This is a genomic window from Segniliparus rotundus DSM 44985, from assembly GCF_000092825.1.
Lineage (GTDB): Bacteria > Actinomycetota > Actinomycetes > Mycobacteriales > Mycobacteriaceae > Segniliparus > Segniliparus rotundus.
The window spans coordinates 2,595,638-2,610,229 of the sequence record NC_014168.1; the positions used below are offsets into that span (position 1 = coordinate 2,595,638).

Annotated in this window: 5 protein-coding genes; 1 reads left to right on the top strand and 4 read right to left on the bottom strand. The window is 68.5% G+C overall.

Annotation, left to right across the window (positions count from 1 at the left end; all coding sequences use genetic code 11):
• Positions 1–84: 84 nt before the first annotated feature.
• Together SROT_RS12685 and SROT_RS12690 are read right to left on the bottom strand one after the other, a co-directional pair.
• The gene (locus SROT_RS12685; RefSeq protein WP_013139422.1) at positions 85–2,244 is read right to left on the bottom strand and encodes a 3-hydroxyacyl-CoA dehydrogenase NAD-binding domain-containing protein; all 2,160 of its coding nucleotides are present in this window, start codon (positions 2,242–2,244) and stop codon (positions 85–87) included.
• Between the two features lie 28 nt (positions 2,245–2,272).
• Positions 2,273–3,481 carry an acetyl-CoA C-acetyltransferase gene (locus SROT_RS12690; RefSeq protein WP_013139423.1) on the bottom strand — a complete coding sequence of 403 codons (1,209 nt, stop codon included), beginning with the start codon at positions 3,479–3,481 and terminating at the stop codon, positions 2,273–2,275.
• A gap of 113 nt (positions 3,482–3,594) precedes the next feature.
• On the opposite strand from SROT_RS12690, the gene SROT_RS12695 reads away from it, so the two are divergent.
• The gene (locus tag SROT_RS12695) at positions 3,595–4,839 is read left to right on the top strand and encodes a TetR/AcrR family transcriptional regulator (protein WP_013139424.1); all 1,245 of its coding nucleotides are present in this window, start codon (positions 3,595–3,597) and stop codon (positions 4,837–4,839) included.
• Here the strand turns inward: SROT_RS12695 and acpS are convergent.
• A complete protein-coding gene (gene acpS, locus SROT_RS12700; RefSeq protein ID WP_013139425.1) occupies positions 4,836–5,249 on the bottom strand; it encodes a holo-ACP synthase AcpS in 414 nt (137 codons plus the stop codon). The genes SROT_RS12695 and acpS overlap by 4 nt on opposite strands.
• Positions 5,250–5,254: 5 nt before the next feature.
• A complete protein-coding gene (locus SROT_RS12705) occupies positions 5,255–14,476 on the bottom strand; it encodes a type I polyketide synthase (protein WP_013139426.1) in 9,222 nt (3,073 codons plus the stop codon).
• Positions 14,477–14,592: the final 116 nt, after the last annotated feature.

Consider the following 14,592-nt stretch of genomic DNA (forward strand, 5'->3'; position numbering starts at 1 on the left):
AACGAGGGCGGGCCCCCACGCGTGACGCGTGGGGGCCCGCCCTCGTTCCTGCCGGGCTCTCGCCCGGCTTTTTCCGCCCGGCGCTTACACCCTGGCGAGCAGCGAAGCGGGAGGCGTGAAACGCTCCCCGTATGCGGCCGCGAGCTCTTTGGCGCGCTCGACGAAGCCAGCGACGCCGCCGGGATATCCGTCGATGTACTGCGACACGCCGCCAGTCCAGGCCGGGAAGCCGATGCCGAAAATCGAGCCGATGTTCGCGTCCGGCACCGAGGTGAGCACGCCTTCGTCAAAGCATTTGACCGTCTCAAGCGCTTCCGCGAAAAGGTAGCGCTCCTGCAAATCCTTGAGCGGGATTTCCGCCGTGCCGGAATGGAAGGCTTCACGCAGACCGGCCCACAGCAGGCCGCGCTTGCCTTCGGCGTCGTAGTCGTAGAACCCCGCCCCGGAAGAGCGGCCTTTGCGGCCGTGCTTTTCGATCAGCTCCTCCAGGATGGCGATGAGCTCGTTCTCCTGCTGGCTCACAGAGCCGCCAGAAGCCTCGACGCCCGCCTTGGTCTCTTTCGCGATCTTCAACGGCAGCGTCAGAGTGAGCTCGTCCAAGAGTTGCAGCGGGCCGACCGGATACCCGGCCTGCAGGCCCGCCTGCTCGATAGTGACCGGCTCGACGCCCTCCTGCAACGCGAGCAGCGCCTCTTGGGTGAGGGTGCCGATCACGCGGCTGGTGAAGAAGCCCCGGGAGTCGTTGACGACGATCGGGGTCTTCTTGATCGCGAGGGTGTAGTCGAAGACCTTCGCGAGCGCCTTGTCCGAGGTGTTCTTGCCCCGGATGATCTCCACGAGGGGCATCTTGTCCACTGGCGAGAAGAAGTGGATGCCGATGAAGTCCTCCTGGCGCTTCACCCCCTCGGCGAGGATCGTGATCGGCAGGGTCGAAGTGTTCGAGCCGAGCAGCGCGTCCGGCTCGACGACGTCCTGAATCTCTTGGAAGACCTTGTGCTTGAGCTCGACGTTCTCGAACACCGCCTCAATGACGAAGTCCACGCCCGCGAAATCGGCGGGGTCCGCGCTCGGCGTGATCCTGGCGAGGAGGGCTTGCGACTTCTCCTGCGTGGTCTTGCCCCGGGAGAGCGCCTTGGCTTCGATCTTCTCGGAGTACGCCTTGCCCTTTTGCGCGGCTTCAAGGGTCACGTCTTTGAGGACCACCTCGAACCCGGCCTTGGCCGAGACGTACGCGATGCCCGCGCCCATCATCCCGGCGCCGAGCACACCGATCTTCTTCGGCGTGTGCTTGGGCTCGTCCTTGGGCCGGCTGCCGCCCGAGTTGATGTGCTGCAGGTCGAAGAAGAACGCTTTGGTCATGTTCTTCGCGACCTGCCCGACAGCCAGCGACACCATGTAACGGGTCTCGATGAGCGAGGCGTTGTCGAAGTCGACCTGGGCGCCCTCGATGGCGGCCGCGACGATCGCGCGCGGCGCGGGCATCGGGGCTCCGTGGGTCTGCTTGCGCAGGTTCGCCGGAATCGCCGGCGCGAACTGGGCGAACGACGGGGTGGAGGGGCTGCCGCCGGGAATCTTGTAACCCTGTTGGTCCCAGGGCTGCACGCCGCCTTCGGGGTTGGCTTTGATCCAGGCCTTCGCGGCCGGGACCAGCTCGTCCACCGAGCCGACGAGCTCATGCACGAGGCCGAGGTCCTTCGCCTTGGACGGGTTCAGCCTCGGACCCTGCAACAGCACGTTCATGAGGGCGTTCTGGATGCCGAGCAGGCGGACCGTGCGGGTGACGCCGCCGCCGCCGGGGAGCAGGCCCAGCTGCACTTCCGGCAAGCCCAGCTGGACGCCCTTCACGTCGGCGACGATGCGACGATGGGTGGCGAGGGCGATCTCGAGACCGCCGCCGAGCGCCGCGCCGTTGATCGCGGCGACCACGGGCTTGCCCAATTTCTCCAACCGGCGCAAGTACCCCTTGAGCGTGTTCAGCTCGTCGGTGAACCGCGCCGCGTCCTCGGGCTGCAACTTGATCAGGTCGTTGAGGTCGCCGCCCGCGAAGAAGGTTTTCTTCGCGGAGGTGATCACGACGCCGGGGATCTTCTCGACCTCGGACTCCAAACGTTCGACCGTCGCGGCGAGCGACTTGCCGAAGTCCTGGTTCATCGTGTTCGCGCTTTGGTTCGGGTCGTCGAGCACGAGCGTGACGACGCCGTCGGCGTCCTGTTCCCAGCGGATGGTGTTTGCGTAGTCAGACATGTTTTTCTTTCGGTCCCTTCTCAGACTCTCAGACGCGCTCGATAATGGTCGCGACGCCCATGCCGCCGCCGATGCACAGGGTGACCAGGCCGTAACGGGCCTGGCGGCGCTCCAACTCGTCCACAACAGTGCCGAGGATCATCGCGCCGGTCGCGCCGAGCGGGTGGCCCATCGCGATGGCGCCGCCGTTGACGTTGACCTTGTCCGGGTCGAGGCGCAGATCCTTGATCCACTTGAGCACCACGGACGCGAACGCCTCGTTGAGCTCCCAGACGTCGATGTCCTCGACGGTGAGGCCCGCTTTCTTGAGCGCCAGCTCCGTCGCGGGGGTCGGCCCGGTGAGCATGATGGTCGGCTCGGAGCCGACCTGGGCCGTTGCGACGATCCGGGCGCGCGGAGTCAAGCCTGCCCGTTTGCCGGCGGCTTCGCTGCCGACGAGGACGATGCCCGAACCGTCCACGATGCCCGAAGAGTTCCCGCCGGTGTGGACGTGTTCGATGCGCTCGACGCTGTGGTACTTCTGCAGCGCCACCGCGTCAAAGCCGCCCTGGTCGCCGATGGTGGTGAAAGCTGGTTTGAGCTTGCCGAGGCCTTCGACGGTGGTGCCGGGGCGGCGGTGCTCGTCGTGGTCGAGAATGGTGACCCCGTTGATGTCTTTCACCGGCACGACAGACTTGGCGAAGTAGCCGCCGGTCCATGCGCGCTCGGCCTTGTCCTGCGAGGAGACCGCGAACGTGTCCACGTCTTCACGGGTGAAGCCCTCGATCGTGGCGATGAGGTCCGCGCCGATGCCCTGCGGGGCGATGTACAGGTCGTAGCTCGTCGCAGGGTCGGAGAAGAGCGCGCCGCCGTCCGAGCCCATCGGGACGCGGGACATCGACTCCACGCCGCCGCCGACGACCAACTGGTCCCAGCCGGAGGCGACTCGGGCCGCGGCGAGGTTCACGGCCTCAAGGCCGGAGGCGCAGAAGCGGTTGATCTGGGTGCCCGGGACCCCCTCAAGCCCCACGGCCAGCGCGGCGGTGCGGGCGATGACCGCGCCCTGGTCGCCGATCGGGCTGACGACGCCGAGGATGACGTCGTCGATGTCCTTGGGGTCCAGGCCGCCGTGACGGGCTTTGAGCTCGCGCAGGAGCCCGGTCACGAGGTCAAGGGGCTTGACGCTGTTCAGCGAGCCGCCTTTTTGCTTGCCCCTGGGGGTTCGGAGAGCTTCGTAGATGTACACCTGCTCGGGCATGAACAGCCTTCTTTCCTAGAACGGACAGTGTCGGTCACAATGCTAGCCGGGGCTCGCCGATCCCGCTATATTCGCTGATCGCTGATACCGGCTACGTCGGGAGGTAGGCTAACATGAGTTCACTTATGCCGAACACCGCCCCACGAACCGCAACCCGCCCGCCGGGCCGGAAGACGCAATTGCTGCGCATCGGGTCGGAGTTGTTCGCCGCGAAAGGCTACCCGAACGTCAGCGTGGCGCAGATCGCCGCCGCCGCAGGAGTGACCGCTCCCGCGATCTACCGGCACTTTCCCGATAAGCAAGCCATCTTGGGCGAGGCTGTGCTCGACGCGATCCACCGGCTCGAAGAGGTGACCACCCCGGAGCTGACGTTCGACGAGTTCGTTATCGAAATGACTTCCGTCACAGTCGCCCGTCCGGATCTCGCCGTGCTGTGGCGCTGGGGCGTGATGCACCTCGACGCGCAGTGGCGCGGGCCGATCCGGGAACGCTCACGGGCGCTCTTGGGACGTTGGACCACCGGCATCCGCATGCTGCGCCCAGAACTCGACCCGGAGCAAGCGCGCATGATGGCCCGCGTGATGGCTTCGACGGTGTCCAGCGCCATCGTCCGGCCCGGCAGGCTGTCCAGCGCAAAGCACGCGAGCATGCTCACCGATGTGGTGCGCAGAGTCATGGCCACGCAGCTGCCGCCAGCGGCGCCCGCGCCGAGCCAGAGTGATGAGATCCCCGAGGAAGCCAGGCAGGACCACTCGGCCGCGGCGCGAGGAAAAGCCGGAGCCAACGCTGGCGCCCGGGGGCGGCGCGAACAGCTGCTCGGCGCGGCCTCCGAACTTTTCCTCGCCCGAGGGTACGCGGCTGTCGGCGTTGACGAGCTCGGCGCCGCGGTCGGCATCAGCGGCCCCAGTGTCTACCGGCACTTCCCCGACAAACAGGCCGTCCTCGCGGCAGTGTGCCTGCGCGGGGTGCGCAGACTGTCCGAGCAGGTCGAAACCGAGTTGGGACAGTTGGAGGGCAACGATCCGGGCAGCAGGCTCCGCGCGCTGGTCCGCGCGCACACCTCGGTGCTGCTCAGCTCGTCAGACCTGGTTGTGGCCGCCAGCATCGGCAGCGTCGAACTGGCCGGACCGGCGGGGCAAGAAGCGCGCGACTTCCTGCGCGCCCACATCACACGCTGGAGCACCGCCCTGCTGCAGCTGGACGAGGACCTCTCCCCCGCCGAAGCGAAAGTCGTCGTGTACGCGGCGCTCACGCTCGCCAACGACCTCGCCCGAGGCCGGTCCACCCGGAACCGGCCTCATCTCGAGGCCGAGATGTCGGCGCTGATGGCCGCCGCAGTGGGGTTGGGGCCGGGTTAGCTTTCCACGAGTTCTTCCGCGGGGTCCGACTCCAAGACCGCCATGGCCACGGCGATGTCGCCGTCGTGGCTGAGCGACACATGGACCCGCACCTCGTCCAGGTGCGAGGCGAGGACCGAGCCGAAACGCACCTGGGGGCGGCCCCAGGCGTCAGTGACCACCTCGACTTCGCGCGGGGAAAGGTTCGGCTCTTTGGGCGAGCGGCCGAACCGGCTCACCGACCATGCCTTCACCACGGCTTCTTTCACCGCCCACCGCCCCGCGTAATGCCGGGCCGTGTCTTGGCGGCGGTCCACGTCGTTGCGCTCGCCGGGGGTGAAGTTGCGCAACATGACCGTGCCCGGCCGGGCGAGCTGCTCCGCGAACGCGGACACGACGACAACGTCCACGCCGACTCCGAGAATTGCCATGGGCCCTACTTCCCGTCAGCCCGCAAAGGCCGGTCCAAGGCGGTGTAGTGGCCGGAGGAGGCCAGGCGGTGCGCCGGGTCGAGGAGCAGTTCGGCTTCGGCGGCTTCTTCCGCTTTGTGGTCCTCGCCCGCGAAGCGCCGGTCCGACGGACGCGAGTAGGCGGGATCGCCGCCGTGCATGACCTCTTGCAGACGACGCTGGCCGCAGACGCGGCGCTGGGCGGCCTTCTGCGCGTACGCCGCGCGCTCCTCGGGCGACAACGCGGCTTCGAACGCCTTCGGGTGCACCACCAGGACCATGCCGGAGACATGCCCGAAGCCCAGCGAGGTGACCACGCCCGCTTTGAGCGGGAAACTCTCGTCGAAGGCAAGGGGCTCCTTGAGCCACACGAGGTGCTCGTGCTCGTCCATCACGCCGTCGACGCAGTCCAGGCTGCGGTTCGGCGGAATCCGGCCTGAGGCGAGCACTTGGCACAGCCCGACGGTCTGGAACGCCGCCGCGCCGCCCTTGGAGTGCCCGGTGAGGCTCTTCTGCGAGACCACGAACAACGGGGCTCCGTCACTGCGGCCAATCGCGGCTTGCAGCCGCTCGTGCAGCATCGCCTCGTTGGGGTCGTTCGCAAGGGTCGAAGTGTCATGCTTGGACACCACGGCCACATCGTCGGCGGTGAGGCCGAACTTCGCGAGCGCCTGGGCGAACCGGGAGTCCCTGCCGCCGAGGCCGGTGGCGAGGGCGCCGAGGCCAGGAGCCGGAATGGAGGTGTGCACGCCGTCGCCGAAGGACTGGGCGAAACCGACCACGCCGAGCACCGGCAAGCCGAGCCGCAACGCGACGTCGCCCCTGGTGAGCAGAATCGTGCCGCCGCCCTGCGAGTCCACGAACCCCGCGCGGCGGCGGTCGTTCGCCCGGGACGCGCGGGCAGGGCTGATGCCCTGTTCGGCAAGGGCCGTCATATCGGCTGTCGCGTTCATCTCGGCGAAGCCGAGCACTTCCTGGATGCTGATGTCGTCGTAGCCGCCAGCCACCGCGAACAAGGTCTTGCCCAAGGCGATCTTGTCCACGCCTTCCTCAATGGACACCGCGGCGGTCGCGCAGGCTCCGACCGGATGCACCATCGGGCCGTAGCTGCCGATATAGGACTGCACCACATGCGCGAGAGGCACGTTCGGCAACGTCTCCTGCAAGAGGTCGTTCTGATCCAGCGACCCTTTGAACAGGAAATCGTGGTACATCCGCAAAAGCGAGGTCAACCCGCCCATGCCGACGCCCTGCACGTTGGACACCTGCGTCGGGTGCAACGTCTGCAAGAGCTCGGCCGGGCTGAACCCGGCAGCGGTGAACGCGTCCACCGTCGCGACCAGGTTCCACAGCGCGACCCGGTCGGCGACGGCGACCAAGTCTTTCGGGACGCCCCAGACGGTCGGGTCGAACCCGTCCGGCACTTGGGCTCCTGCGGTCCTGGTCATCTTGACCTTGCGGGGCACCCTGATCTGCGTGCCTTCTTTCCGGGTCACCGTCCAGTCCGAGCTGCCCGGGACCGGCGCGATGACGGTGTGCTCGGGGTCGGAGTCCGCGAACGCCTTCGCCTCCGCCTCGGAGGTCACCACGAAGGTGAGGTCCTGGGTCAGGAACACCTCTGCGTGCAGCGGCCGCGTCTCGCTGTCGCCCTCGACGAGGGTCGTGTTGGTGAACAAGCGGATGCCGCTGTGCGCGAGGACGTGCTCGCGGTACTTCTCGGCGATCTCCTCTTCCGGCACGAGTTCGCCGGTCTGGTTGTCGTACCAACCGGGCTGGGGGTCGCGCTGCCACGCGACCAGGCCGGTCACCCAGGCCAGCTCCAGCACGCCCGCGGCGGAAAGCTCGCCCGTGACCTCGACTTCGAACCGGGTGCGCGAAGAGCCGTACGGGCCGACTTCGCCCGCGCCGACGATGACGACGAGATCCTTCGGGTCGGCCGAAATGCTCGGCCAGTCGAAGTCAGCGGCCGCCGGCAACCGCGCCGGGGAAGGCAGCGCCTGGATGGTCTGCGGGCCGTCTGCCTGAGGCTCCTTCGCCGCCGCGGCTTTCTGCACCTCTTCGGCCAGGGCCGCCATGTCGAGCCGGACCCCGGCGAGCCCGCCGGTGAGGTCCTTCGTCAACGGCTGGTCGCCTGCGAGGGCACGCGCCTCAAGCGTGCACAGCTCGAGCAGCTCGTCCGCCATCTCATCGGCGGAGTAAGTGCGCACGCCGTGCCGTTCGACCGTCTCGACCACTGCGTCATTGCCGCCCATGAGGCCCGTGCCGCGCACCCAGCCGATGATCGCGTGGGCGAGGGTGACGCGCTGGGTCCAGGTCTTCTCGGACTGCCAGCGGGCGACGAGGGCGTCCAGCGCCGCTTTGGACTCGCCATAGGCGCCGTCGCCGCCGAAGAGCCCTCGGTTCGGCGAACCGGGGAGCACCACATGCAGGCGTGAGCCCAGGTCGAAGGCTCCGGTCTTCGCGGCGACAGAACCGATGAGCCGCTGCGTCGCCCAGAGCAGGACTTTCATCTCCAGCTCGGCGCGCGGCCCGGCGTCCGCGAGGTCGCCAGCGACCCTCGGGGCCGCGAACGGGAACAAGAGGGTCGGGTTCAGCGCAGGTTTGACCAGGTCCTTGATGCCGCCGAGGTTGCGGGTCTGCTCGGTGGAGATCCAATCGACGAAAGCGTCCACATCCTGGTAGGAGGCCATATTCGCGGGGACCACCCACAGGACGGCTCCGACGCGGGCGTTGCGCTGGTACACCGTGCGGTAGAACGCGAGGCGTTCCTCGGACAAGGAGGAGGTCGTCGCGATCACAGTCGCTCCGCCCGCCAACAGCTTGCCGAGCACCGCCGTGGCGATCGACCCCTTGCCCGCGCCGGTCACCACGGCGACATCGCGCGACCACTCGCCTTTGGCGTCTTCGTCAGCCCGCGCCGCGTAAGCCTGGAACACCTGGGCGAGTTCGGTTTTCTCCGCCGCTCGGGCTTTCCCGGACCACCAAGCGGCCTGCCGGGAGACGGCCTCGCCCGCACCGGCGAAACGGTCGGCGGGCAACGCCTCCCCCGTCGCCCACACTCGGGCGAGGTCTTCGCGGGCAGAGGCCCAACGGTCGTCGAAAACCACCGCTTTGCGGGAGTCGAAAACCGGGGCGACCACGCGCGGCCAGTCCGAGCCGAGTTCTGCGGCGACGAGTTCGGCGAGCTCGCTGTCCACGTCTGCGGCAACAGGCGCCTGCTCCTCGGCGTGCCCGAGGCGGGACAGGACCAGCTTCGCCGCGGCGGCGAGGACGCCGTCCGGGCCGGTGATGTGCTCGGTGAGCTCGGCGAGCACCGACGCGTCCACTGTGCCGCCGCCCGCAGTGCCCTTCGCGGGCAGGGCGACCGGGACGCCGTGGGCGGCGCCGACGGCGGCGACTGCCGCATCCACCAGGGCGTCCGCCGCCCCGGCGTTCGCCGGGAGGTCGAACACGCCGAGCTGCCCGTCTCGCACGCTCGCGCCGTCTCTGGTGCCGAGCGCGATGGCGACCAACACATGCTGGCCCCAGCCAGGGCCGAGCTCCCAGACTTCCTTGACCCGCTCCAGCACATGGCTCGAGCGTTTGCCTGTCGGGCCGAGGACCTTGCGGATCTGGTCGTTCACCGCGTCGGAGAGCACCGGCCCGTACGGCTTGTACGTGCGGGCGAGCTTGTTCACCGTGGTCTTGAGCGACGGCAGGTCGGCTTCGCCCGCTCCGTCGATGGCTCCGAGGTTCAGCTCCGCCCCGAGGTCGAGAAGCAGCTGGTTGCGCCGCGAGGACGCCCCCTCGCACAACGACTCGATGCTGTCCGCGGGAAGAAGCTGGTCCGGGCGCAGTTTCGTCGAGAGGGCGATGAGCGCGACGGACGCGTCGGCGGCCGTGAACGCGATGTCGTCAGGACGGGGTCCGGACGCGGCGGGCGATGGCGCGGAAGCCGCCGCAGCAGCAGGTTGCGGCGGGGAGGCGGCCTCAGCCGCTGGGGCTTGCAGTTCCGCCTCGGGCTCCTCGTCCTCCACCGGCTCGTCGACGCTCGTCGCCAGCGCCCAGTCGCGCTCGATGTTGAGCGGCTCCACTCGGGTTCCGGCGAACAGGTCCAAGCGCAGCGTGTTGCGGGCCATGTTCGCCAACGTCGGGGCGTTGCCGACGCCGATCTCCACGAAACGCTCCACCTGCAGACCGCCGCTGAGCGCTGGGGAGAACAGCAGGTCTTGGGTTTCGATCCACCGCACCGGGCTCGCGAACTGCCAAGCCAACAGCTCCACCACAAGCCGCGAGGTGAGCTTGCCCGGTTGCGAGCTCCAGATCGTCCAGTCGTGCAGGATTTCCTGGATCGGCTCGGACGGCACCACCTCCAGAATCGACTCCACGAACTCCTTCTCCAGCGAGAAAACCCTCGCCACGAGGTTCGGGACGTACTTGCCGACCACAAGCGAAGGATCGCCGTCCTCAGGGATGATCTGCAGCAGGACCTCTCGGAAAGCGGGCACGCCGGGACGCAACAGAGTGGAGTGGAACGGCACGTCCACACCGGGCACCCGGATGAACGAAGCTTTGCCGCCGACCTCGTCTTGTCGGCGCTTGCATTCCTTTTCGAGGAATGCCACGCCCGCGACCGTCCCCGCGATGGCGTACTGCGTCTCGCGCAAGTTGTAGTTCACGATCTGCAAAAATTCGCCGCTCTGCCGCGAAAGCCGCTCGACCCAGTCGAACACGTCGTCGTCGCCGAGGCCGAGATGGACCGGGCGGATCGCGGCCATCCGGTAGTTCGAGCCGCCGTCGGCGTCGCGGGGCAGGAAGTCGTTCATCGTCATGCCGCGCCGGTACACCACGGCGAGCACGCCCTCCAAGGGGAGAACCCCGGCGACCGCCGCGAGCGCGTTGTACTCGCCGACCGAGTGTCCGCAGAGGATCGCGTCGTCGACATACGCGCCGGATTCTTTGAGCTCCTCGAGCTGCGCCATCGCGACCGTCGCCATGGCGACCTGGGTGAACTGCGTCAGGTGCAGGACGCCGTCAGGATGCTCGTGCCGGACGCCGTTGACGACGATGGAGGCCGGGTTGTCCCGCACCACGCCGAGAATGGAGAACCCGAGCTCTTCTTTGGTGAACTTGTCGGCGCGGTCCCACACCGTGCGGGCGGCTTTGGAGCGGCCCCTGGCAGCGAGGCCCATGCCCTTGGCCTGCACGCCTTGGCCGGGGAAGGCGTACACCGTTTTCGGCGGGGCGAGCCGCGCCGAAGCCGACATGACCAGCTCGCCGTCGACTCGGCAGGCGACCTCGACCAGCTCGCCGCCGCCGTCCACGCCGACCCGGTCCACTCGGACGTGCACCTGGGATTCCGGGTACACCATGCCGAGGAAACGCGCCGTCCACCCGACGATCCGACGCGGCGCGGGCTGCCCTTCGCGAAGGTCAGCCGCGGCGACCACTTGCTGCGCGGCCGCCGAGAGCCACATGCCGTGCACGATCGGCATCGGCAGGCCCGCGAGCTTGGCCGCCACAAGACTGGTGTGGATCGGGTTGTGGTCGCCCGAGACCTGCGCGAACGCTCTGAGGTCCGCTGGGGCGGCGATCACCGCTTCACGCCGCTTGGCGCGAGTGGTGTCCACCGCGTCCTGCGACACGGCTCCGCCCGCGCGGAGCGGGTCTTGCAATTCCGCCTCCCCGACCCGGCCTCGGATCGCGAACCGCTCGACGAACTGCGCGACCGGACGCCCGGACGCCTCGTCGGCGATGTCCACAGCGATCTCGACGACCCGGCCAAGGCCCGTGTCGGCCACGCCGACCAAACGCGCTTCGACGGCGAAGGTCGTCTCCCAAGAGGGAACCTCGCCGCAGAGCCGCACCGCGTGGTCGAGGTGCACAAGGTCGAGGAGCCCTTCGATGACGCCTGCGCCGCTGCCGCTCTTCGCCGAGCCGAGCACGGCGAACACCACTGGCCACGACAACCCGACCAGAACGTCCGGCACGACTTTCCCGAGGTGCGGGACTGTGGTCGGAACCAGCGGCTTGGGCAGAGCCGCCGCAGTGACCCCGGCATGATCGGCGGGCAGGTCGGGGGTCCACGACGCGCGGGCCCGAGCGACGCCGTCCGCCACCTTCGGCAACTCGCCGCCTGCGAGAATGTGCAGCAGCCCGGTCATCGCGCCCTCGGCTTGTGAGCTCTCCAGGACCGGGACGCCGCCGTCCGCCACCGATTCGGGCAAGGTGAAGCGCAGCGCGAGCCAGGTGTCGTTGACTGGGATGGACAGCGTGACACGGTTGTCGTCGGTGAGGACGACGGTCGCGCCGGTGGCGTGATGCTCCACGAGGTGCGGCTCGACCTGCCGCCAGGCTTGGAGGTCGCCCAGGCGGCGGACCGGGTTGACGGTCAGGCGCTGCGCCCAGAGCACGTCCGGGGTCGCCAAGAACACCCCGAGCGGGCCGTCGAACGCGGTTCCGCGCCGGGCGGGCACGTCGCGCGCCTGCGCGCCCGACGCGGCGAGCCGTTGCACCGCGGCCTGCTCGAACCGGTCCAACAGCTCCCCGACCGGCTCGTCCTGGCGGGTGATGCCCGCGATGGCCACCGGGCCGGGGATGACGCAGACCTGGTCGGCGCTGTAACGGGCGTCGTGCGCCTGCCACAACGAGTCGCTGCGCCACCAGCGGCGGACGTCTTTGTCGATCACCGGCACGAAGCCGACCGGTTTGCCGATCTGCTTGCACAGAGTCGTGAAAAACGAGACGTCGCCGGGGTGCAGCACCGTGTGCGCCAGGTCCGGGAACGCCTCGGCCAGGCGGTCGAGCGCCGCCCCGGCGTCGAGAACCGAGTCCAGGTCGGGGAACATCGTTTCGATCTCGCCCTCGTCGACCGGGCTCAGCCGCGCCTCGGCGCGGCGGGCCATCGCGAGGAAACGTTCCTGCCATGTCACATCCAGCCAATCTCCTCGGGCAGAGCTGGACGAGGAGGCTTCGCCAGGAGCGCTCTGGCGGGCGGGGGCCGAAAGCTCCACATAGCGGTCGAGCCATTCCCGGTAGGTCATGGCGGCGACGTCGCCGAAGTAGGGCTTGGCGGTTTTGCCCAGCGCTTCGATGATCTCGTCCCGGCGTCGCGCGACAGACTCCTCGTCCCCCGCGACCTCGTCGAGCAGCCTGCCGCACCGGGAGGCCGAGTTGTCGATCTCATGGATGTCCGCGCCGAGCTGGCTGCGCCCGGAAGCCATGCCCCCGGACTGCCCGCCCGCGGGGATCCAGTCCTGCGAGCCGCCCGTCTCGACCAGGAGGCGTTTCACGTCGGGCGATGTGGTCGCCTCCAGTGTCGCCATCGCGGCGGTGCCGACGAGGACGCCGTCCACAGGCATGTTCGGATAGCCGAGCTGGGCGGACCATTCGCCGGTCAGATAGTCGGCCGCGCGGTCGGCGGTGCCGATGCCGCCGCCGACGCAGATGACAAGGTTCTGCTGCGCGCGCAGCTCGTGGTAGGTGGAGAGCAGCAGCTCGTCGAGGTCTTCCCAGGAATGGTGCCCGCCCGCCCGGCCGCCTTCGATGTGGGCGATCACTGTGCGCGCCGGCCCGGCTTCTCGTGCGATTCGGATCACCGCTTTGATTTGCTCCACGGTGCCAGGTTTGAAAGAGATGCTGGAGAAACCGAGATCATGCAGGTCCTCGATGAGTTGGAGCGCCTCCGGCAGCTCCGGGACGCCCGCAGTGACGACCAAACCGTCGAACGGCGCACCCGCGAGGCGGGCCTTCGGCACGATGCGTTTGCCGCTGACCTGCAGTTTCCACAAATACGGGTCGAGGAAGAGCGAGTTGAACTGCACGGCGCGGCCTGGTTCCAGGAGCGCTTGCAGACCGGCGACGTGCTCGGCGAAGATTTCCTCGGTGACCTGCCCGCCGCCCGCGAGCTCGGCCCAGTGGCCAGCGTTCGCCGCAGCTGCGACGATCTTGGGGTCCACGGTGGTCGGGGTCATTCCGGCGAGGAGGATCGGGGAGCGTCCGGTGAATTTCGTGAACGCGGTCTGCGCGGCGAGCTTGCCGCTGGGCAGACGCACGAGTTCCGGCGCGAAGTCCGACCACGGCCTCGGCGCTTGCGGGGCTTCGCCCCTGGTGAACAGGGCGCGGTGGCCGTCACGGGTGGCGGCGGGGACGACGCCGACGCCGTGGCCTCGCACAACCGGCTTGGTGAACCGGGTCAGCATGTCGCCGGGACCGGCGTCGAGGATCCATTTGGCGCCAGCGCCGACGAGCTCCTGCACCCGCTCGACCCAGTCGACCGGGTCGACCAGGATTTGCTGCGCGAAACTTCGAGCCAGCCCCACATCCAGGCCGCAGCGCTCGGCCCACCCGGCGACCAGGTCCACCGCCGGGGCCAGGCGCGGATGGTGGAAGCCGACCAAGGAGCGCACCGGTTCGAATCCGGGCTCGAAGACCGCGCCGCCGCGCAATTTCTTTTTGCGCTCCTGGACCTGCTTTTCCGAGATCCGAGTCGCATACGCCTCGAACGCGACGAGCCGCTGCGGGTTGCCGGAGATCGTCACCGAGCGGCGCCCGTTGCGCAGCGCGAGAACGGGATCGCCGGGGTTGTTGTGGGCCTCGTGGAATTCGGCGAGCAGCGCGCGGAGAAATTCGGGGTCGACGTTGCGCACGGAGACCAACGCGGGGGCCTGCTCGGAGCCGATGAGACCGTTTCGGCGGGCGACCAACGAGGCGGACGCGCCGATCAGCTGGGCGAGAGCCAGGAGCTGGGCGTCGTGTTCGCCGCCATGTTGTGCCGCCTCGACCGCGATCAGGCCGAGCGAGTGCCCGGCGAAACCCACCGGGGGCTTGCCGCGCCAGTCGAGCCCGAGCGCGGTGAGGGCGCGCAAGGCGAGGACTTGGCCGAAAAAGAGACCGGGGCTGGAGACCGCGGGCGGGAGCAGGACGGATTCGGACGGGGCTTGCTCCCAGTGCATCCATTCCATCGGCTCGAAGCCGTGCGGCCGGGCCACGGAGAGTTCGTCCGCGACCGGGCTCACCAGCTCGGCGGCTTCCGCCACGAGGCAGTTCGCATGGCCTTCAAGCTCGGCGCCTCGGACCAGCTCCGCGAGCGGGTCGAGCCAGGACCCGCCTTGGCCGCCGAAGGCGATGGCGTAGGGCTCGCCGTTCGCGAGCCGTTCGGCGAGGCTGAGATGCGCGATCTCGTCGGCCCCGGAACCGGCTTGGCCGAGTGCGCTTTCCTGAGTGGTCACAAGGACGCTCCTTCTTCCTGATACCCGTTTTTTTCTAATACCTCATCGCACGCAAGCGCGGAAGGTGTTCTATGCCGCAGTATATCCTAAGAGATCTCCAAGAAATCTTAGAATAT

Excerpts from the sequence above, each read along its gene's own strand:
- SROT_RS12685 (WP_013139422.1), bottom strand. The coding sequence starts at position 2,244 with ATGTCTGACTACGCAAACACCATCCGCTGGGAACAGGACGCCGACGGC.
- SROT_RS12690 (WP_013139423.1), bottom strand. The coding sequence starts at position 3,481 with ATGCCCGAGCAGGTGTACATCTACGAAGCTCTCCGAACCCCCAGGGGC.
- SROT_RS12695 (WP_013139424.1), top strand. The coding sequence starts at position 3,595 with ATGAGTTCACTTATGCCGAACACCGCCCCACGAACCGCAACCCGCCCG.
- acpS (WP_013139425.1), bottom strand. The coding sequence starts at position 5,249 with ATGGCAATTCTCGGAGTCGGCGTGGACGTTGTCGTCGTGTCCGCGTTC.